Source organism: Pectobacterium atrosepticum (assembly GCA_019056595.1).
GTDB classification, from domain to species: Bacteria; Pseudomonadota; Gammaproteobacteria; order Enterobacterales; family Enterobacteriaceae; genus Pectobacterium; species Pectobacterium atrosepticum.
In genome coordinates this window covers 3,994,871-4,015,857 of sequence record CP036163.1, presented here as the reverse complement: position 1 = coordinate 4,015,857, position 20,987 = coordinate 3,994,871, and the positions used below count along the sequence as shown (strand labels likewise).

Annotated in this window: 18 protein-coding genes; 1 reads left to right on the top strand and 17 read right to left on the bottom strand. The window is 51.3% G+C overall.

Going from position 1 to position 20,987, the window contains the following annotated elements; translation table 11 throughout:
* Positions 1-38 precede the first annotated feature (38 nt).
* From accA to rpsB, 17 genes are all read right to left on the bottom strand, one after another.
* The gene (accA, locus tag DCX48_18950) at positions 39-998 is read right to left on the bottom strand and encodes an acetyl-CoA carboxylase carboxyl transferase subunit alpha (protein QXE16404.1); all 960 of its coding nucleotides are present in this window, start codon (positions 996-998) and stop codon (positions 39-41) included.
* A 12-nt stretch (positions 999-1,010) separates the two neighbouring features.
* Entirely contained in the window at positions 1,011-4,493 is a 3,483-nt protein-coding gene (locus tag DCX48_18945) for a DNA polymerase III subunit alpha (protein QXE16403.1), read from the bottom strand.
* A 76-nt stretch (positions 4,494-4,569) separates the two neighbouring features.
* Positions 4,570-5,166 (bottom strand): ribonuclease HII, encoded by a 597-nt coding sequence (locus tag DCX48_18940; GenBank protein ID QXE16402.1) that lies wholly within the window; start codon positions 5,164-5,166, stop codon positions 4,570-4,572.
* A gap of 21 nt (positions 5,167-5,187) precedes the next feature.
* Complete coding sequence (gene lpxB, locus DCX48_18935) at positions 5,188-6,339, bottom strand: lipid-A-disaccharide synthase (GenBank protein QXE16401.1); 1,152 nt, start codon at positions 6,337-6,339, stop codon at positions 5,188-5,190.
* Between the two features lie 3 nt (positions 6,340-6,342).
* On the bottom strand, positions 6,343-7,131 hold the full coding sequence (locus DCX48_18930; GenBank protein QXE16400.1) for an acyl-ACP--UDP-N-acetylglucosamine O-acyltransferase: 789 nt from the start codon (positions 7,129-7,131) through the stop codon (positions 6,343-6,345).
* A 4-nt stretch (positions 7,132-7,135) separates the two neighbouring features.
* Positions 7,136-7,591: a 3-hydroxyacyl-ACP dehydratase FabZ gene (gene fabZ, locus DCX48_18925; protein QXE16399.1), complete on the bottom strand. Its 456-nt coding sequence runs from the start codon at positions 7,589-7,591 to the stop codon at positions 7,136-7,138.
* Between the two features lie 102 nt (positions 7,592-7,693).
* Entirely contained in the window at positions 7,694-8,716 is a 1,023-nt protein-coding gene (gene lpxD / locus DCX48_18920; GenBank protein QXE16398.1) for a UDP-3-O-(3-hydroxymyristoyl)glucosamine N-acyltransferase, read from the bottom strand.
* A 3-nt stretch (positions 8,717-8,719) separates the two neighbouring features.
* Entirely contained in the window at positions 8,720-9,217 is a 498-nt protein-coding gene (locus DCX48_18915) for a molecular chaperone Skp (protein ID QXE16397.1), read from the bottom strand.
* Positions 9,218-9,357: 140 nt separating this feature from the next.
* The gene (bamA, locus tag DCX48_18910) at positions 9,358-11,802 is read right to left on the bottom strand and encodes an outer membrane protein assembly factor BamA (protein QXE16396.1); all 2,445 of its coding nucleotides are present in this window, start codon (positions 11,800-11,802) and stop codon (positions 9,358-9,360) included.
* A 35-nt stretch (positions 11,803-11,837) separates the two neighbouring features.
* Positions 11,838-13,193, bottom strand: coding sequence for a sigma E protease regulator RseP (gene rseP / locus DCX48_18905; GenBank protein QXE16395.1), 1,356 nt, complete (start codon positions 13,191-13,193; stop codon positions 11,838-11,840).
* Positions 13,194-13,214: 21 nt separating this feature from the next.
* Complete coding sequence (gene cdsA / locus DCX48_18900) at positions 13,215-14,072, bottom strand: phosphatidate cytidylyltransferase (GenBank protein QXE16394.1); 858 nt, start codon at positions 14,070-14,072, stop codon at positions 13,215-13,217.
* A 9-nt stretch (positions 14,073-14,081) separates the two neighbouring features.
* Positions 14,082-14,843 (bottom strand): (2E,6E)-farnesyl-diphosphate-specific ditrans,polycis-undecaprenyl-diphosphate synthase, encoded by a 762-nt coding sequence (locus tag DCX48_18895; GenBank protein ID QXE16393.1) that lies wholly within the window; start codon positions 14,841-14,843, stop codon positions 14,082-14,084.
* 198 nt (positions 14,844-15,041) lie between these two features.
* Positions 15,042-16,238, bottom strand: a complete 1,197-nt coding sequence (locus DCX48_18890) for a 1-deoxy-D-xylulose-5-phosphate reductoisomerase (protein ID QXE16392.1) — start codon at positions 16,236-16,238, stop codon at positions 15,042-15,044.
* Positions 16,239-16,475: 237 nt separating this feature from the next.
* Entirely contained in the window at positions 16,476-17,033 is a 558-nt protein-coding gene (locus DCX48_18885; protein QXE16391.1) for a ribosome recycling factor, read from the bottom strand.
* Between the two features lie 125 nt (positions 17,034-17,158).
* On the bottom strand, positions 17,159-17,884 hold the full coding sequence (locus DCX48_18880) for a UMP kinase (protein QXE16390.1): 726 nt from the start codon (positions 17,882-17,884) through the stop codon (positions 17,159-17,161).
* Positions 17,885-18,054: 170 nt separating this feature from the next.
* A complete protein-coding gene (locus DCX48_18875; protein QXE16389.1) occupies positions 18,055-18,906 on the bottom strand; it encodes an elongation factor Ts in 852 nt (283 codons plus the stop codon).
* A gap of 134 nt (positions 18,907-19,040) precedes the next feature.
* Positions 19,041-19,766: a 30S ribosomal protein S2 gene (gene rpsB / locus DCX48_18870; GenBank protein QXE16388.1), complete on the bottom strand. Its 726-nt coding sequence runs from the start codon at positions 19,764-19,766 to the stop codon at positions 19,041-19,043.
* Positions 19,767-20,110: 344 nt separating this feature from the next.
* Here rpsB and map point away from each other — a divergent pair, with 344 nt between their 5' ends.
* Positions 20,111-20,905: a type I methionyl aminopeptidase gene (gene map / locus DCX48_18865; GenBank protein QXE16387.1), complete on the top strand. Its 795-nt coding sequence runs from the start codon at positions 20,111-20,113 to the stop codon at positions 20,903-20,905.
* Positions 20,906-20,987: the final 82 nt, after the last annotated feature.

The window sequence follows — 20,987 nt, the reverse complement described above, 5'->3', positions numbered from 1 at the left end:
AATCAGACAATCACGTCATCAGCAGTAACCACTGTGAATTAGCAATAACCATAGTTCATCAAGCGCTGATAGCGGCGGTTCAGCAGCGCTTCTTCGCTCAGGCCTTCGAGATCGAGTAGATCGGCCAACAGTTGCGCTTTCAGCGACGCAGCCATTACCGGAACGTTACGGTGCGCGGAACCCAGCGGTTCAGGAATCACGGTATCGATCAGTTTCAGCTCTTTCAGACGCGGCGCGATGATGCCCATAGCTTCAGCCGCCAACGGCGCCTTGTCCGCGCTCTTCCACAGGATAGACGCACAGCCTTCCGGTGAAATGACCGAGTAGGTGCTGTACTGCAACATGTTAACCTTGTCGCCCACGCCGATAGCCAACGCCCCACCGGAACCACCTTCACCAATAACGGTACAGATGATTGGCACACGCAGCGTCGACATTTCACGCAGGTTACGCGCGATAGCTTCAGACTGGCCGCGTTCTTCTGCGCCTACGCCCGGATAAGCACCCGGCGTATCGATAAAGGTGATGATCGGCATCCTGAAACGATCGGCCATTTCCATCAGGCGCAGCGCTTTGCGATACCCTTCTGGAGCAGGCATGCCGAAATTACGGCGAATCTTTTCTTTGGTTTCACGACCTTTCTGATGACCAATGATCATCACCGGACGTCCATCCAAACGGGCAATCCCGCCGACAATGGCCTTGTCATCGGCATAGGCGCGATCGCCAGCCAACTCATCAAAATCGGTAAAAATGTGCTTAATATAATCAAGCGTATAAGGACGTTGCGGATGGCGCGCTAATTGCGCAACCTGCCAGGCACCCAAATCGGCGAAGATTTTGCGCGTCAATTCAACGCTCTTCTCACGCAGGCGCTGGACTTCTTCGTCCAGATTAATATCCAATTTTTCGTCTTGACGGCTGACTGCGGTCAGCGAGTCAATTTTCGCTTCCAACTCTGCAATCGGCTGCTCAAAATCAAGAAAATTCAGACTCATAGTATTCCTATATTAGTCAAATTCCAGTTCCACCTGCTCATTACCCACTAATGTACGCAGCTCGTTCAATAGCGCATCGGCAGGCGTTACACGCCATGCTGCGCCGAAACGTAGTCGGGCACGCGCATCTTCACGCTGGTAATAGAGATGCACTGGGATCGTCCCCGATCGATGGGGTTCCAACGATTGACGGAGACGGTTTAATAGCTGGTCATCAATTTGCCTGTCAGTCAGCGAGATAGCAAGCCCGCGCGCGTATTTTTCCCGCGCTTCACTGATATCCATTAACTCTCGGACGGTCATTTTAAGCCCGCCGCTGAAGTCATCAAAGCTGACCTGTCCACTGGCGATAAGGATACGGTCTTTCTCAAGTAAATGCTGATATTTTTCCAATGCATCGGTAAACAGCATGATCTCAAGCCGACCGGAACGATCGTCCAATGTACAGATACCAATACGGTTGCCCCGTTTGGTGATCATGACGCGAGCCGCCAACACCAGCCCAACGGCAGTGGTCATTTTACCCCGATCCGTCGGGTGCATATCTTTCAAACGTACGCCAGCGGCATAGCGTTCAATTTCCTTAATATATTGCGTGATCGGGTGGCCGGTCAGGTACAGCCCCAGCGTCTCCCGTTCACCATCCAACACGACCTGCTCCGGCCACGGTGGCACGGTGCTGTAGGATTGCTCAACCTGCTCAGGCGCATCGGCCAACACGCCAAACATATCCACCTGACCAATGGCTTCCGCTTTAGCATGCTGATCGGCGGCCTTCAGCGCATCAGCCAATGAGTTCATCAGCGCGGCGCGATGCGGCCCCAGGCGGTCAAACGCCCCAGACATAATCAGCTTTTCCAGCACGCGTCGGTTCAGCTTTTTGATGTCAGTACGTGCGCAGAGGTCAAACAATTCTCTAAAATAGCCGCCCTGATTACGCGCCTCGATAATCGCCTCAATCGGGCCTTCACCGACACCTTTAATCGCACCGATGCCGTAAACAATCTCTCCATCATCGTTAACGTGAAAGTGATACAGGCCGCTATTGATGTCTGGAGGCAGGATTTTTAACCCCATCCTCCAGCATTCATCAACCAGCCCCACCACTTTATCCGTGTTGTCCATATCGGCCGTCATCACCGCCGCCATGAATTCAGCCGGATAGTGCGCTTTCAACCACAGCGTTTGGTAAGACACCAGTGCATAGGCAGCGGAGTGAGATTTATTAAAGCCGTAACCAGCGAATTTTTCCACCAGGTCGAAAATCTTAACCGCCAGTTCGCCGTTCACGCCGCGAGATTTGGCACCATCTTCAAAGCCACCACGCTGCTTCGCCATTTCAACGGGGTTCTTTTTCCCCATAGCACGGCGCAGCATGTCCGCACCACCCAGCGTATAACCCGCCAGAACCTGAGCGATCTGCATGACCTGTTCCTGATACAGGATAATACCGTAGGTCGGCTCCAGCACTGGCTTGAGTGATTCGTGCTGCCATTCAATATCAGGATACGAAATTGCTTCACGACCATGCTTACGGTCGATGAAGTTATCCACCATGCCGGATTGCAGCGGACCAGGGCGGAACAACGCCACCAGAGCGATCATATCTTCAAAGCAGTCGGGCTTCAGGCGCTTGATTAGATCTTTCATGCCACGCGATTCAAGCTGGAATACCGCGGTGGTTTCCGAACGTTGCAGCATGTCGAAACTTTTCTTATCGCCGAGCGGAATCGTCGCGATATCAATCGGTTCCTGTCCTAGCTTCGCGCGACGGGCGTTGATCATCTCCAGAGCCCAGTCGATAATCGTCAACGTACGCAGGCCAAGGAAGTCGAACTTCACCAGCCCGGCGTATTCCACGTCGTTCTTATCAAACTGGGTAACCGGGTGGTTCCCTTCCGAATCGCAATACAGTGGCGCGAAATCGGTAATCTTGGTGGGGGATATCACCACCCCACCCGCATGTTTCCCGGCGTTACGCGTAACGCCTTCGAGCTTGCGCGCCATATCGATGAGGGCCTTAACTTCCTCATCGGCTTCATAAATTTCTGGCAACTGCGGTTCGGCCGCAAACGCCTTTTCCAGCGTCATGCCCGGATCGGGCGGCACCAGTTTTGAAATACGATCGACAAACCCATAAGGGTGCCCGAGCACACGCCCTACGTCACGAATAACCGCTTTTGCCGCCATCGTACCGAAGGTGATAATCTGTGATACCGCGTCACGCCCGTACATCTCCGCAACGTGGTCGATAACCATGTCGCGTTTTTCCATACAGAAATCGACATCGAAGTCAGGCATTGAGACGCGTTCAGGGTTGAGGAAGCGTTCGAACAACAGGTCGAACTCCAGCGGATCCAGATCGGTGATTTTCAGCGAGTAGGCTACCAATGAGCCCGCACCGGAACCACGCCCAGGGCCAACAGGCACATCGTTATCCTTCGACCACTGAATAAACTCCATGACGATCAGGAAGTAGCCGGGGAACCCCATCTGGTTGATGACGCCCAGTTCAATGTCCAGACGCTCATCATATTCTGGCCGACGCGCGACGCGCACTTCTGGATCTGGGAACAGGGATTCAAGACGATCCTCCAGTCCTTTTTTCGAGCACTGAACCAGAAAATCTGCGGTGCTCATCTCACCCGTCGGGAACTGCGGCAGAAAATATTCGCCCAACCGGATCGTTACGTTACAGCGCTTGGCAATTTCGACGCTGTTCGCCAGCGCTTCTGGGATATCGGCAAACAGCTCGCACATTTCCTCTTCCGAGCGCATGTACTGCTGCGGGCTGTAATGACGTGGGCGTTTGGGATCGTCAAGCGTGTAGCCATCGTGAATGGCAACGCGGATTTCGTGAGCGTCAAAATCATCAGTGCTGATGAAGCACACTTCATTGGTTGCCACAACGGGCAACCCGTACTTGGTTGCCAACTCCACGGCCGCGTGTATATAGCTTTCTTCATCGGGGCGGGACGTGCGGGTCAATTCCAGGTAGTAACGCTGAGGAAAGTGCTCCTGATAGAATGCCAGACACTGTTCGGCCTGCGCCTGATTACCACGCAGCAAAAATCGGCCAACATCACCCCGGCGACCGCCAGAAAGGAGAATCAGTCCTTCCTGATGTTCAATGAGCCAATCACGGTCAATCGTCGGCCCAGCAGCGCCATAACCCCGTTGATAAGCATGGGAAATCAGCAGCGTGAGATTCTGGTAGCCTTCATTATCCATGGCCAACACAGTAAGATGCGCGAGCTCATCCCCTAATTCATCGCTTTCGACATAGAAGTCTGCACCGATGATAGGTTTGACCCCTGCGCCATGCGCGCCGCCATAGAATTTAACCAGCCCACACAGGTTGGTAAAATCGGTAATCGCCAGCGCTGGCATACCGAGTGCCGCCGTTTTTTTTACCAGCGGACCGACTTTGGCCAGCCCATCGATCATGGAATAGTCACTGTGAACACGCAGGTGAACAAAACGTGGTTCGGCCATCTCCAGATCCCAGAATTTATCGATTAGTCAGCGTTGCAATAGTGATATCACAACACGGAGAGTTAATGATGATGTTTTACGCCAGGCCTAACACACGCTTAACTGGCGCGAAGCTCCGACGGTGAAACTCAGTAGCACCCAGTGCAGCCAGCTTCTCCAGATGAAAAGCCGTTGGATAGCCTTTGTGTTGGGCAAAACCATAATCTGGGAAGCGTTGATCCAACTCGACCATCTCACGATCGCGAGTCACTTTCGCCATAATTGAGGCCGCGCTGATTTCTGCCACGCGGCTATCCCCTTTAACAACCGCCTGCGCGGGCATCGGTAGTGCAGGACAACGGTTGCCGTCAATCAGAACAAAATCCGGCACAATAGCCAATGCAGCCACCGCACGTTGCATAGCTAACATGGTAGCATGCAGAATATTCAGTTGGTCAATCTCTTCCGGTTCCGCACGGCCAAGGCTCCACGCCAGCGCCTTCTCTTTGATTTCATCATAGAGCGACAGCCGACGTTTTTCACTCAGCTGTTTGGAATCCGCCAACCCGACAATTGGCCTAGTCGGGTCAAGAATCACCGCAGCCGTCACGACCGCACCAACCAAAGGGCCACGGCCCACCTCATCAACGCCAGCGATGCAGGTCGCCTGCGGGTAAATAAATATTTCGCTCATAGTTTTATTAACATGTTTTTATTAACGAGGAGTAACTAATTCCAGTACCGCCTGAGCCGCTTGCTCATCGGCGTTACAGCGAATTTGCTGATGCAAATCCACAAATGTCGTGCGTAACTCAGCCATTTTATCTGTATCGGCAAACAGCGGCAGCAGCGCCGCGGCGAGCTTATCTGGGGTACAGTCAGTCTGTAGCAATTCAGTCACCAGCTCACGCCCAGCTAGCAAATTCGGCAGCGACACCCACGGCGTTTTGACCAAGCGCTGCGCCAGCCAGAAGGTAAAAGGCTTCATACGATAACCCACAACCATCGGGCATTTAGCCAGCATGCACTCCAACGCTGCCGTACCGGATGCCAATAGCGCCGCATCACTGGCAATCATGGCTTCACGCGCCTGCCCATCCAGCAGATGCACACGCAGATCGGGTGCCACGCTACTTTTTATCCGTTCGAACTGTTCGCGACGCTTACTGTTCACCAGAGGAACAACGATTTCCAGATCGGGAAAATGCTGACGCAGTAGCACAGCCGTATTGAGAAAATCCGCGCTAAGCATTTCAACTTCTGCACCACGACTGCCCGGCAGTAGTGCCAGACAATGCGCATCGGGCGCAATACCCAGCGTCGCACGGGCGGTCATTTTATCAGGATGCAGCGGCATCGCATCAGCCATCGTATGACCGATAAAGCGACAAGGGACATTGAAACGATCGTAAAACGCTTTTTCAAAAGGCAAGAAAGCAAGCACCAAATTGGTCGCTTTACCTATTTTGAAAACACGTTTTTGACGCCAGGCCCACACGGACGGGCTGACATAGTGAATGGTATTGATACCGTGCTGTTTGAGGTTGCCCTCCAGCGTGATATTGAAATCAGGGGCATCAATGCCCACGAAAACATCAGGCTGAAGCTCGCTGAAACGCTGGGTTAAATCCCGCCGAATTTTCAGCAGGCGAGGAAGGCGTCCGAGCACTTCAACAATGCCCATAACAGCCAACTCTTCCATTTCGTACCAGGCTTCACAGCCTTCGGCCTGCATACGCGGTCCAGCAACACCGACAAACCGCGCACCGGGCACCTTTTCTTTTAGCGCCCGGATCAAACCTGCGCCAAGGATGTCGCCGGAAGTTTCCCCGGCGACCAGCCCAATAGTCAAAGGACGTGATGACATGGATTAACGAATAATGCCGCGAGTAGAACGGGCAAAGAAATCGGTAAATGCCTGCACTGCCGGATGTTCAGCCGCCAGCGCTTCGATTTCCGGTTTCACCTCATCCAGCGTTTTACCGCTACGGTAGAGCAGCTTGTACGCGTTACGGATCGCATGCAGCGTTTCTTTTTCGAATCCGCGACGCTTCAGGCCTTCGATGTTCAGGCCAAACGGCGTGGCATGATTACCCTGCGCGACAACATACGGAGGAACGTCTTGCGCCACACCAGAACACCCACCGACCATCACGTGAGCACCGATAATGCAGAACTGGTGCACAGCCGTCATCCCACCGATAATCGCAAAATCATCGACGGAAACGTGGCCGCCCAACGTAGCGTTATTCGCCAGAATACAGCGATTGCCCACTACGCAGTCGTGTGCAATATGCGTGTTGATCATCAACAGGTTATCGCTACCGACTTTAGTCAACCCGCCGCCCTGCGACGTGCCACGATGAATCGTGACGCTTTCACGGATGCGGTTACGATCGCCAATCTCAACGCGGGTCGGTTCCCCAGCATATTTGAGATCCTGATTCACTTCACCAATTGACGTGAACTGATAGATTTCGTTGTCGCGACCAATTTTAGTGACGCCATTGACGACGACATGCGATTTCAGCACCGTACCTGCACCGATCTCAACCTGAGAACCGATATAGCAGAAAGGGCCAATATGAACACCAGCGCCAATAATGGCACCGTCTTCAACAATCGAACTAGGATGAATAAAGGCGGTTTGATCAATCACGTTATCAGGACTCCCGACGACGAGCACACATCATTGACGCTTCACAGGCCACTTCGCCATCAACTTTGGCAACACCTTTAAAGCGCGCAACGCCACGACGCTCTTTAATGAATTCAACTTCAAGGATCATTTGATCGCCTGGCTGCACGGGGCGCTTAAAGCGCGCTTCGTCCACAGCGGCGAAATAGTACAGCTCACCCGGCTCCAGTTTACCGACGCTTTTAAACGCCAGGATACCCGTAGCCTGAGCCATGGCTTCCAGAATCAACACACCGGGAAAAATGGGTTTACCCGGGAAATGCCCCTGGAAGAAGGGTTCGTTGAAAGAGACGTTTTTCACCGCCCGCAGAAACTTCCCTTTTTCAAAATCCAGTACCCGATCAACCAGTAAAAACGGGAAACGGTGCGGTAATAATTCTAAAATCTCTTCAATATTCAGAGTATGAGTGTCAGTAGTCAAAATACTCTTCCTGTCCATAAAAAACTGATGCCATCAACAACACGGCCTGCGCAGACCCTAAATTAGGTGTCTTCAGGCAGGCCGCAAATAAAACGCGAGTGATTAAACGTTATCGACTTTTCGTTCAACGGCTTTTAACCGTTTGCTTATCTCATCAATATTCATCACCAGCGCTGCAGTTTTGCGCCACACTTTATTGGGTTGCAAAGGAATGCCCGAAGAGTATACCCCAGGTTCAGTGATTGGTCGCATGACCATACCCATTCCCGTTACCGTCACTTTATCGCAGATCTCCATGTGCCCGTTAATCACGCTGGCACCGCCGATCATGCAATAACGACCAATTTTCAAGCTCCCCGCCATAATGACGCCACCCGCGACCGCGGTATTGTCGCCAATCACGACGTTGTGCGCAATCTGACATTGGTTATCAATGATAACACCATTGCCAATGACCGTATCATCCAACGCACCACGATCGATAGTCGTGCTCGCGCCAATCTCAACCTGATCGCCAATTCTGACCGTTCCCAACTGCGGAATCTTCACCCAGTTGCCGCGATCGTTGGCATAGCCAAAACCATCAGAACCAATAACCGTTCCAGACTGGATCAGGCAATGCTCACCAAGCTCAACGCGGTGATAAATCGTTACATTTGCCCACAAACGGGTGCCGGCACCAATGCGGGCATTTTTGCCAACAAAACAGCCAGGGCCAATAACAACACCATCACCCAACTGTGCGCCAGATTCGATAACGGCATTTGCGCCAATGGACACCTGCTGACCCAGCGTCGCATCTGAAGCGATGACCGCACTCGGGGCAATATCGGTTGCTGGTTGCGGTGTCGTATCCAGCAGTTGTGCCATGTGAGCATAGGTAAGGTAGGGATTTTTCACTACCAGCGCAGCAACCTGACAGTAAGGTAAATCCGCTTCCGTCAGCACGACCGCAGACGCTTGCGTCTCGGCCAGTTGCTCACGGTAACGACTGTCGGAAAGAAACGTAATTTGCCCAGTTTTTGCCGAATGCATAGAAGCAACACCGGTGATGACGATATCGCCATCACCGTGTAATTGTGCATCCAACTGTTGAGCTAACGCGTCCAGTCGAATCGAATACATGTATTATTTAACCTGTTTCAGCACATCGGCAGTAATGTCTTTGGCATTGGCGACATACGCAACAGCGTTAGCGTCAATCACAACATCATAACCTTCTTTAGTTGCAACGGCTTTCACGGCGTCCTGAATACGACTCAGGATTTTGTTGCGTTCTTCAGTCTGACGACGACGGTTGTCCTGCTCAAAAGCCTGCGCTTTAGTAGAGAACTGCTCGCGCTGCGCCATGACGTCTTTTTCCATTTTGCTGCGATCGCTCGCTTTCATGGTAGAGCCATCACGCTGCAACTTCTGCATCTTGCCCTGCAAATCGTTTTCCATCGATTGCAGCTCAGAAGCACGACCTTTGAACTCATTTTCCAGCTGTTTGCCAACGCTTTCACGCTGCGGCAACTGTTGGAAGATGCTGGAAACGTTAACAACGGCAATCTTGTCAGCAGCCTGAACGCTGGCTGAAGCAGCCAATACTAAACCGAGGCCTGCGGCACATAACCACTTTTTCACTATAAACTCCTCAACCTAACCTAATTTGTGTCTTAACACTTTAATGATGGGCATCGCGTCATGGTGCCAGCTGTATTTCCAGCATTCATGCCAATGAGCAGCGATGCGACATTCCCTGCATACGACCTACGGACGTCACACTACCAGGTTTTGCCAATGTTAAACTGGAATTGTTCCGACTTGTCTCCATCGTACTTTTTAACCGGCTGGGCATAGGAGAAGACCAATGGCCCAAGCGGAGACATCCATTGCAACGCGATACCACTGGAAACGCGGAAGTTGGTTGCCTTGCCGTAATCCGGTACACCTGCTTTCAGTGTTTCAGCCGTATTTTCCCAGTTGGTATCCCATACCGTACCGCCATCCACAAAGAAGGAAGTTCGTACGGAGTTGGCGTATTTATCACTGATAAACGGCGTCGGCACGATAAGTTCCGCACTCAGCACCGCCATCGCGTTACCGCCAACGGCATCATCCATATTGGTTGAATCAATCGGGCAACCTGAGTAAGAGTTAAAGCCAGAGCCAACAAGGTTCGCTGGGCACTTATAATAGGCCGCTTTAGGACCAATCGTATTCGATTGGAAGCCACGCACCGTACTGGAACCACCAGCATAGAAGTTGTCGTAGAACGGCACTTCTTTACTTCCGATACCATCCGCAAAGCCTGCACGGGTACGGCCCATCACCACCCATTTACCACTCTCGGTCAACGGATAGTAGCTCGCTGAATCAAACGTCAGTTTGTAGTATTCATTGTCCGAACCTGGCACCGCGATCTTGGCATTCGCGGACGCACGTGTCCCTTTCGTCGGGAAGTAACCGCGATCCAGGTTGTTATATGACCATCCGGTATTCAGGAAGAAATCGTTCGCTTTGAAATCTGCACTGGATTTAACATTCTCACCTACGACGGAAGGATTAACCCCGACAGAGTCCAGATAACGCCACATCGACACCTGCGGTCTCATATCCGACAGGTCGTTATGCACATAATCCAGACCGACACGCAGTGAGTTATTCTCGTTAATCGGGAAGCCCAAGGTGCTGCCAACGCCATAGCTCACGTTGGTGTAGTCGGATAGGTCGGCGTCAGATGCTTCAAATTTGTTATAGAAGACGCGACCACCGAGGCTAACGCCATCAACGGTGAAGTATGGGTCGGTCAGTGACAGCTCGACATACGTCTGGTAGTCGTTTTTAGTCCCGCTGATCCCAACGGAGTTACCCGTTCCCAACCAGTTGTCCTGCTGAACCCCAGCTTGGAAACTCACGCCGCTTTCCGTACCGAAACCGACACCAAAGTTGAATGTACCTGTATTACGCTCTTTGACTTTATACGTCACATCAACCTGATCGGCGACACCGGGAACACGCTGTGTTTCTACCTCAACGCTTTCAAAGTATCCCAGTCGGTTTAGACGCTCTTTGCCTTGCTCAACCAGATCGTTGCCTAACCAGGCACCTTCCATCTGGCGCATTTCACGGCGCAGAACAGTATCTTTAGACGTATCGTTGCCGTCAAAGCGAACATGACGCACATAGAAGCGGTTACCCGCATCAACGTTGATGTTTAATCTCACCGTCTTGTCTGCGTCATTAATTTCCGGCTGTGTTACCACACGCGGATAGGCATAGCCATAACGACCCAGCAGCTTCTTGATGTCCTCTTCCATCCGGGTGACTTTCGTCCCATTGTAGAGTTCACCGGGTTCGACTTTCGTCAGCCCTTCAATTTCCGCAGAGTGGCCAGCCAGATTACCTTTCACCGCGACGCCGGACAGCTTGTACTGCTCGCCTTCCGTCATATTGATGGTGATATAGATGCCTTTTTTATCTGGCGTCAGGCTCACCTGAGTAGAATCGATGTTGAAGCGCGCATAGCCGCGATCCAGATAGAAACTCCGTAGGGTTTCCAGATCGCCAGACAGTTTTTGTTTCTGGTATTTACGGTCACCAACCACGTTCCACCACGGCACTTCATCACGCAGTTGGAAACGGGAGATCAATTCGTCGGAACTGAACGCTTTGTTACCGACAATATTAATCTGCTGGATCTTGGCGGAAACGCCTTCCGTGAAGACCAGTTTCAGGTCTACGCGGTTACGCGGCAATGGCGTGACAACGGCTTTAACCGACGCACTGTACTTACCGACGCTGTAGTAGAAATCTTCCAGTCCTTTTTCGATGCTGGTGAGCGCCGTACGGTCTAACGCTTCACCAACGCGCACGCCCGAGGCTTCCAGGTTTTCTTTCAGCATGTCGTCTTTGACTGACTTATTGCCGGAAAACGTGACGCTGGCGATTGTCGGACGTTCTTTGACCTGCACAATCAGCGTTTCGCCATCGCGCAGGACGCGAACATCTTCAAAATTTCCGGTCGCAAACAAGGCACGGATGGTGTTACCGATATCATCGTCACCGATGGTATCACCAACGCGGACTGGCATACTGAGTAGTGCCGCCCCGACGGCAACCCTTTGCAGGCCCTCGAAATGAATGTCCTTCACTACGAACCCGTCTGCACCGTATACGGTTGCGCTGCTAAACAGCAGCGACGCTATGAGCAACTTTTTGATCGCCATCGTTGTTATGCGTTTTTCCTAACCTAATCCCGCGCCTAGAGACGAGAGAAATCATTGAAAAGTGCGAGTCCCATTAACAACATCAGCAACACTGTACCAATGCGATAACTAACGTCCTGCACACGCTCAGAAACCGGCCTGCCCTTCAGTTTTTCAACTGCAAGAAAGAGCAGGTGTCCACCATCCAATACCGGCAGCGGGAACAGATTGATGATCCCCAAATTGACGCTGATTAAGGCCAAAAACATCAGGTAATAAATCAATCCATAATCTGCTGACATTCCAGCACCCTGAGCAATCGAAATGGGACCACTCAGGTTATTCAGCTTAACATCACCCATAACCAGTTTCCCTAACATACTGACGGTCAATTTCATCAGTTGCCAGGTTTTATCTGTTGCCTGATAGGCAGCACTGAACGGCCCATACTGGCGCACCGTCCTGTATTCTTCAGGCAGCGGCGTCACGCTTGGCATAACACCTGCCAAACCTTCAATTCTGCCACTTCCTACAGATTTACTGTCTGGCGTTAACGTCAACGGTACCGCTGCACCGTGTCGCTCTACCTCCAGAGCAATAGATTGTCCGGGGTTATCACGCACAGCGATGACAAAATCACGCCATTGCGCTAGCGCCTGCCCGTCGACTTTAACGATCCTATCCCCGACTTGCAAACCTGCTTTTTCCGCCGCAGAGCCTGCCTGCACCTGATGCAACACGGGCTCAATTTGCGGACCGCGCGGGATAATCCCGAGCGAGGAAGCCGGATCTTGCTTATCAGGCTCAAACTGCCACTCGCGTAAATCCAGCGTTTTCTGGACGACACGGTCGGAGCCTAAAGGTGCGCTTCCGATCACAACATCGCTATCGCCGATTTTACCGATCAGCGCCAGACGCGCGGTATCCCAATCAGGCGTTTCGATACCATCAACTGACTTTAGTTCCATTCCCGCCGACATTTCCGCTTGTGCCGCGATGGAGTTGGGCAGTATTTCGCCCACTATCGGACGCACGCCCGGCACGCCGAGAATAAACACCAGCCAGTACGCCACAATAGCAAACAGGAAATTGGCAATTGGACCAGCGCTGACGATAGCCGCGCGCTGCCAGACCGTTTTACTGTTAAAGGATTGGTGGCGGAATTCTGGTGCCACGGTGTCGACACGCTCATCCAGCATCTTCACGTAGCCGCCAAGCGGGATCAACGCAATCACAAATTCCGTACCGGTACGATCGCGACGACGCCATAGTGCGCGACCGAAACCAACAGAAAAGCGCTCAACCTTCACACCACAGCGGCGCGCCACCCAGAAATGCCCAAACTCATGGACGGTGACCAACACACCTAGTGCGATGATAAACGCGGCAAGATTCCAGAGAAAACTCAACATAAATAGCTCTACCGCTTTATTCTAAGCCACTTTAAACAGCAGCAGCATCAGGCAAGAGAACACAGGAACCGCAGCCGTCAGGCTATCGATACGATCGAGCACGCCACCATGCCCCGGAATCAAATGGCTACTGTCTTTGATGCCTGCCTCACGTTTGAACATGCTTTCTGTCAAATCACCCAGTACCGAAGCCAGCGCAGCAGCGATAGAACAAATCAGCAACGTTGATGCCGCCACCGTTAATGGCGCATAGAGGCTAAACAGCAAAGAAATTAGCGCTGAGGTTGCCAGACCACCGAGAAAGCCTTCCCAGGTTTTGCCCGGCGAGACTTTTGGCGCAAGTTTACGCTTACCAAACAGTTTGCCGAACATGTAGGCACCGCTGTCCGCTCCCCAGACCAGCAGCATGACGTACAGCAGCCACCAGGCACCAGCGAATGGATTAATCGCGTAATTGTAATGACGAAGCGCAACCATGCCCCAGAAAAACGGCACGATCGTCATGATGCCGAACACGAGCCGCAATGCGCGTGAATGACGCCAAAATGAGGCGGAAGCTGGGTAGAACAGAACCAAAAACAGCGCAATACCCCACCACACCAGTGATGACCAGAGCGCAATACTGATTTGCGGAATATGCACGGAGTAATGGTAAGCTGGGAGTGATAACAACATCAGCGCCAGCAAAAAACCACATAGAATTGCGAGCCACAGGCGTTGACCATAAGAGGCAAAGCCCGCCAATTGACCCCATTCCCATGCCGCCAGCATACACACAGCCAGCGTAACAAGCGTGAATCCCAAAGGAGGCAGCAAGAACAGTGCCGCAATAACAATCGGAATCAAGATAAAAGCAGTAATCAGGCGATACTTCAGCAAAAGTTCCCCCTAGGATGCATCAGCATCGATAGGTGTTGTTCCCCCGAAGCGGCGCTCGCGTTGTGCAAAAGCATTCAGCGCACCTTCAAAGACTTGTTCATCGAAATCAGGCCAGAGGACATCAGTAAAGTAAAGTTCAGCATAAGCAATTTGCCACAGAAGAAAATTACTGATGCGGTGTTCTCCACCGGTTCTGATCACCAAATCAACCGGAGCCAGATCATTCAGACAGATATACTGACACAATGACGCTTCATTAATGCTATCAGGGCGCAGAATACCTTCCTGCACCTGCTCTGCAAGTTGCCGTACTCCCTGAATAATATCCCAACGGCCGCCATAATTCGCGGCAATATTCAGTGTGAGCCCCTGATTCTTTTCTGTCAGCACTTCTGAACGACGGATTCTCTCTTGTAAACGCGGACTGAAGCGGCCGATATCGCCAATCACCCGCAAGCGAACATTGTGCTTGTGCAGGCTTTTCACTTCGCTGTCCAGTGCTCGAACAAACAGCTCCATGAGTGCGGAAACTTCCTGCGCCGGACGGTTCCAGTTTTCACTGCTAAATGCGTAAAGTGTCAGAGCATCCAATCCGTGGTTCACTGCGAAACTGACTGAACGTCGCACAGCCTTTACACCAGCCTGATGGCCAAAAATCCGCATCTTCCCCCGGCTTTTCGCCCAGCGACCATTGCCATCCATGATAATGGCAACATGCCGCGGCCCGGCGAGTGGCAGATCGTTAGTATTCTTTTGATTATCGGACGGCATAACGCGTACTTATTTCCTCAAGCAAGAAATACAACAGTCCTTCCGTAACATCAGACCCCATTAGCGCAAAAAAAGCCGTGAACGATCACGGCTTAGCTGCATGGTCGATTAAACAACTTTCGCATAATCAACCATTGAGTGGCGCAGACTATACCACCTCCACCGCACATGAACAAATTGTGCCATGGGTCTATCCGGCTATCGCACGTAATGTGTCAGGGTCTGTGCTGCGACCTGTCTGGCCCAGCTATCGATGAACAAAACATCATCAACGCTGGTGGGTTCTGGCAATGTAAGTTGTTCAATAACATGTTGATTTACCGCCGCGATATCCGTAAAACGTATCTGCGACTGCAAAAATGCTGCCACCGCAATTTCATTTGCGGCGTTCAATGTCGTGGTAGCCGACTGACCGTGATTGCAGGCATCAATCGCCAACTGCAAACAAGGATAGCGCGCATAGTCTGGTGCTAAAAATGTCAGCGCGCCAATTTGGCAAAAATCTAATGCTTTTGCGCCCGATGCCACACGTTCGGGATAAGCCATTGCATGAGCAATCGGCGTACGCATGTCGGGCGAACCCAACTGCGCCAAGACGCTGCCATCACGGTAGCGCACCATCGAGTGAATCACTGACTGCGGATGAATAATGACTTCCATCTGTTCGGCAGAGGCATTAAACAACCAACGCGCTTCGATATACTCCAGCCCCTTATTCATCATAGTGGCAGAATCAACCGAAATCTTGCGCCCCATTGACCAGTTCGGGTGCGCACACGCCTGATCAGGCGTCATGTCTGCCAACGCTGATACCGGCGTTTCACGAAACGGTCCACCGGAGCCAGTCAAAATAATACGTTCGACTCCATGTTTCGACAGTGAAGCGTAGCCTAATTGGCGCTGAATTTGCTCAGGTAAACTCTGAAAAATTGCATTATGTTCGCTATCAATCGGTAAAAGCTGCGCATCGCTTTGCTCGACGGCATCCATAAAGAGACGTCCGCAGGTGACGAGTGATTCTTTATTCGCCAACAAAACCTGTTTTCCAGCATGGATTGCCGCCAGCGTCGGTAATAGCCCAGCCGCCCCCACAATCGCAGCCATGACCTGATCGACGCCGTCCAGTGCAGCGAGCTCACATGCGGCCTGAACTCCCGCCAGAACCTCTGTTTTGCAACCGTATTCTGCCAACTGCTGGCGCAGAGCAGTTGCAGAGGCTTCATCAGCCATTGAGGCATAAGTGGGTTGGAAAGTCAGGCACTGTTCCAACATAAGCTTGACGTTGTACCCAGCGGATAGCGCGCGTACGGTAAATTTATCTGGGTTGGCTTTAATTACAGCCAGAGAACTGACGCCAATAGAGCCAGTGGAACCAAGAATTGTCAGTTGCTTCATTAAAAATGCTCTGAATAACCGGATTTGATGACAGGAAGGTACACGAGTCTGAGACGATTACCATGATATATCTCTGCGATTGATCACCGTCACGATCGTCGCAGGCGTATGCATAGCAAAAATTTGTTTACTGCCCAGAGGGGCTAGCCTTCACCCATTCATTGCATAACGCATATTATATAAAAAATAAAGCGCCGCCGGAAAAAACATCCTGCGACGCACTATCTAACAAGCTGATTAGAACTCCATCAGCTCCGCTTCTTTTTCTGCTAGTGCGACGTCCACTTTCTTGATGAAGTTGTCAGTCAATTTCTGCACGTCGTCCTGAGCACGACGTTCTTCATCTTCACTGATCGCTTTGTCTTTCAACAGTGCTTTAAACTTGTCGTTAGCATCACGGCGCACGTTGCGTACAGAGATACGCCCCTGCTCTGCTTCGCCACGGACGACTTTGATCAGATCTTTACGACGTTCTTCCGTCAGAGGTGGCAACGGAACACGGATTACGGTGCCAGCAGAAGACGGGTTCAGGCCGAGGTCAGAGGCCATGATCGCTTTCTCGACCGCTGGGCTCAGTGAACGATCGAATACCGAAATTGCCAGCGTGCGGGAATCTTCTACCACAACGTTAGCGAGTTGGCGCAACGGCGTTGCGCTGCCATAGTATTCAACATGAATGCCATCAAGAATACTTGGCGATGCACGGCCGGTACGGATTCTGTTAATCTGGTTTTTAAACGCTTCAACACATTTGTCCATGCGCGTTTCAGCATCTTTTCTGATTTCATTAGTCACGTTGTGAACCCTTGAAAACTGGTTGCCTGGCAGGCCATGTCAGTGCATGACCCAGTGAATAATTAATACCAGCGCTCGGCTGGCGTATGGAGCAATACTGACAATATATTACCCCATAATTTGAGTTACTGACTAATCAACGTCCCTTCTTTCTCACCCATAACAACACGACGCAGTGCGCCGGGTTTGTTCATGTTGAAAACGCGGATCGGCAAATTATGGTCGCGTGCCAGCGTGAACGCAGCAAGATCCATCACTTTCAGTTCACGTTCTAACACATCTTGATAGGTTAGCGTTTCATACATCGTCGCTGAAGGATCTTGTACCGGATCGGCAGAATAGACGCCATCGACTTTTGTCGCCTTCAATACGACATCCGCCTCAATCTCAATGCCGCGAAGGCAAGCCGCAGAATCCGTGGTAAAGAAAGGGTTGCCTGTTCCGGCGGAGAAAATCACCACGCGATTATTACGCAGCAGGCTGATCGCTTCCGCCCAGCTGTAGTTGTCACAGACGCCATTCAGGGGAATCGCAGACATCAGGCGAGCGTTCACATAGGCACGGTGCAACGCATCACGCATTGCCAGACCATTCATGACGGTCGCCAGCATTCCCATGTGGTCGCCCACAACGCGGTTCATGCCCGCTTTAGCCAGACCCGCGCCACGAAACAGGTTACCACCGCCGATAACCACACCGACCTGAATGCCTAACTCAACCAGTTCTTTCACTTCCTGAGCCATGCGATCCAGAATACTCGCATCGATACCAAAACCTTCAGTTCCCTGTAAAGCTTCGCCACTGAGTTTCAGCAGGATTCGTTGATAGACGGGTTTTGCATTGGTTGCCATGGTGTTCTTATCCTACAGGCTGTCGTGGTATTGGGGGGGTTGTATAAATCAATACTGTAAAAATCAAAACTGTTCCACCCAGCTCCTGCCTGAATGCAGGAAGCCAAGCGAACTAAAACTCGTGGGGCTGGATAAAAAGGAACCGCCAACTGGCGGCTCTTTTTTTACTATTAAGACTGCTTACTCATTGCTGCAACTTCAGCAGCAAAGTCAGTCTCAACTTTCTCAATGCCTTCACCCACTTCGAAACGGATGAAGTTAGTCACGTCAGCATTGTGCTCTTTCAGCAGTTGACCAACAGACTTGGCTGGATCCATAACGAAAGGCTGACCAGTCAGAGAAACTTCGCCGGTGAATTTCTTCATACGGCCTTCAACCATTTTCTCTGCGATTTCTTTCGGCTTGCCAGACTGCATCGCGATTTCCAGCTGAACCTGGTACTCTTTCGCTACCACTTCAGCAGATACATCTTCTGGTTTAACGAACTCAGGCTTGCTTGCAGCAACATGCATAGCCAGGTGTTTAACCAGCTCTTCATCAGCGCCTTTAGCAGCAACCAGAACACCGATGCGCGCACCGTGTTGGTAGTTACCCAGAACTTCGCCTTCCAGAGCGGAAACGCGACGGATGTTGATGTTCTCACCGATTTTAGCAACCAGTGCAACACGCTCTTCTTCGAACTGTGCTTTCAACACGTCAACATCAGTGATTTTGCCTGCAACCGCAGCATCTAGCACTTTGTCAGCAAACGCCTGGAAACCACCATCTTTAGCAACGAAGTCAGTCTGGCAGTTAACTTCCAGAATCACAGCGTAGTTACCGTCGATCTTAGTCTTGATTACGCCGTCAGCAGCAACGTTACCTGCTTTCTTAGCTGCTTTGATCGCACCGGATTTACGCATGTTTTCGATTGCAAGCTCGATGTCGCCATTAGCTTCAACCAGCGCTTTCTTACATTCCATCATGCCTGCCGCGGTACGCTCACGCAGCTCTTTTACCAGGGATGCGGTAATTTCAGCCATTCTAAAATCCTCAGAAGATTTGTTCTGCTCGGTCGTCACGACCAAACAGCTTTAAAAGTGAAAAAGGGGCCATAAAAAGGCCCCTAACCAAACTAGTGCTACCTGGTTAATAAGGGCTCAACGAGCCAGACTTATTATTCAGCTTCTACTAAGCCTTCTTCTGCCTGCACAGCCAGATCTTGAGAACGGCCTTCGCGGACAGCAGTAGCAACAGCACCCAGGTACAGGTTAATTGCACGGATTGCGTCATCGTTACCAGGGATGATGAAGTCAACACCATCGGGATCAGAGTTGGTATCAACCACAGCGAATACCGGAATACCTAGGTTGTTAGCTTCTTTGATTGCGATGTGCTCGTGATCGGCATCGATAACAAACAGCGCGTCTGGCAGGCCACCCATATCTTTGATACCACCCAGGCTTTTCTCAAGCTTGTCCAGTTCACGAGTGCGCATCAGCGCCTCTTTTTTGGTCAGCTTGTCGAACGTGCCGTCTTGAGATTGGATTTCCAGATCTTTCAAACGCTTGATGGACTGACGAACGGTTTTCCAGTTAGTCAGCATACCGCCCAACCAACGATGGTTCACGAAGAACTGATCGCAGTTGTTAGCAGAATCTTTTACCGCTTCGCTTGCTGCGCGCTTGGTACCAACGAACAGAATTTTGCCTTTGCGAGAAGCAATTTTGCCCAGCTCAGCCAAAGCATCGTTGAACATCGGTACTGTGTTTTCAAGGTTGATGATGTGAACTTTGTTACGCGCACCGAAGATGAATGGCTTCATTTTCGGGTTCCAGTAACGGGTCTGGTGACCAAAGTGTACGCCAGCCTTGAGCATATCGCGCATGGAAACAGTTGCCATGATTACCTCTATTAATTAAGTATGGGGTTATGCCTCCACATGTCCCATTACGCCGACCCCATCCGGTGAAACACCTCAGGAGCACCCCGGCGAACGTGCCGACATGTGTGTGTTATTTACACAAAGTGAGTTTAGTCGATGTGGTTAGATACCGTATAACCAATATCCAGCCGGATCATCGGCGCGCTTTATACCATAAATCCGCCTGCGACACCAACATTTGTTATTCGCCAATCTACTAATCCGAATGATAATTTGGCAAGCCAGCGGCTGGGCTGGTAACATAAGTTATTAGTTATCGCTCTTAATTTTCGTGCTTAACAGGCACCTGCGGACAATCATCAATGGCAATTTCAATTAAAACCTCTGAAGACATCGAAAAAATGCGCGTAGCGGGTCGTCTAGCTGCCGAAGTTCTGGAAATCATCGAACCTTATGTAGTGCCAGGTGTAAGTACCGGCGAATTGGACAGAATCTGTCACGATCACATTACCAACAAACAGCAGGCCATTTCTGCCTCACTGGGCTACCACGGCTTCCCGAAATCCGTCTGCATCTCCATCAACGAAGTGGTGTGCCACGGCATCCCTAGCGAAGAGCGGATTTTGAAAGACGGCGATATCGTCAACATCGACGTCACCGTGATCAAAGACGGCTTCCACGGCGATACGTCAAAAATGTTTATCGCTGGCAAGCCGACCATTCTGGGCGAGCGTCTCTGCCGCATCACGCAGGAAAGCCTCTATCTGGCACTGAAAATGGTTAAGCCGGGTATTCGCCTGCGCACATTGGGCAAAGCGATCCAGCAGTTTGCGGAAGGTAACAATTTCTCCGTAGTGCGTGAGTATTGTGGCCACGGTATCGGCAAGGGCTTCCACGAAGAGCCACAGGTTCTGCACTACGATGCAGATGACGGCGGCGTTGTGTTGCAGGCGGGCATGGCATTTACGATCGAGCCTATGCTCAACGCAGGTGATTTCCGTATCCGTACGATGAAAGACGGCTGGACGGTAAAAACCAAAGATCGCAGCTTGTCGGCACAGTACGAGCATACTATTGTGGTAACCGAAAACGGCTGCGAAATAATGACGTTGCGAAAGGATGACACCATCCCCAACATCATCACGCATGAACAGTAAACACTAAGCCGGCAGATGCCGGCTTTTTATGGCGTGTAGAAAGCACGCCCCCCTTCGTGTCGTCGCAAGCGACGTTGAAAAA